Genomic DNA, 919 nt, shown 5'->3' on the forward strand with positions numbered 1-919 from the left:
AGAGGTAATTGACTCATATGATTAAATATTTAAAAAGTACAACTCAAAGTTAATCATTTTTTCAATTACCCTAAGTTTTTTTATTTAAATCCCTTGAAAACAATAAGTTAGACTTATAATTCACGTTAGAACTATTATTTCTTACTCTTAGTGCTGCAACTCCAGCTCCTAAATTATTATTTAATTCATTGATAGAAAGCTGTCCATTTGCTGCAACCCTTGCTCTTTCTACTCCATTTGTGCTAAAACCTAATATATCTGCACCTATCCTGTAAATTCCTGTATTACTATCAGTTTCCCAAGAATAAAAAGGAGCTGCCGCCGTTCCATCGGAAAGGGCAAATAATTGATTACCATTGGCTATTCTCAAGCGAGGAGTATTGTTCGTTCTAAAAGTAAGAGCTTGTGCATCAGTTGTACCAACAAAGTTTGTAGCTGCGTCAGTACCAGTATTCCCTGTAGTAAACCATCCAGTGCTATTATTTAGTAAATAACGCCAATTAGTGCCATCATAATACCAAAAGCCAACTAAACCATCAGTTTGATAGATAAGTAGCCCATTGGCAGGAGAAGCAATTGCACCACGTTGAGCGAGTGTCATACGAGGAACAAGCAAGCCTCGTGTAGTAGATTGCACATCAAGCATTGCAGAGGCAGCAGGAGTTCCACCGATACCTACCCCTTGCGAGAAAGCAGTAGTAGCCATCGCAACACTGCAAACGAGAGTGATGAAAAGTTTTTTCATACGCTTTAATTGTTTTTTGTTCAAAAAAAATATAACGAAGTAAAAAACAATATGACCGCCAATTGAGGTATTTGGAAAAATAAAAAAATGGCATTTATTTAGGAAAATTTTCCAACGATTAACCTAAAAAAAATGCCAAATTTATTAGAAATCCTCCTGCTTTTACAAACAGAA

The 919-nt window shown here is 35.7% G+C and carries 1 protein-coding gene; it reads right to left on the bottom strand.

What is annotated here, in order from left to right; translation table 11 throughout:
- Nucleotides 1-70: 70 nt before the first annotated feature.
- A complete protein-coding gene (locus Rain11_RS13755) occupies nt 71-745 on the bottom strand; it encodes a hypothetical protein (protein ID WP_101359943.1) in 675 nt (224 codons plus the stop codon).
- Nucleotides 746-919 lie beyond the last annotated feature (174 nt).

The sequence above is a fragment of the Raineya orbicola genome, from assembly GCF_002843425.1.
GTDB classification, from domain to species: domain Bacteria; phylum Bacteroidota; class Bacteroidia; order Cytophagales; family Thermonemataceae; genus Raineya; species Raineya orbicola.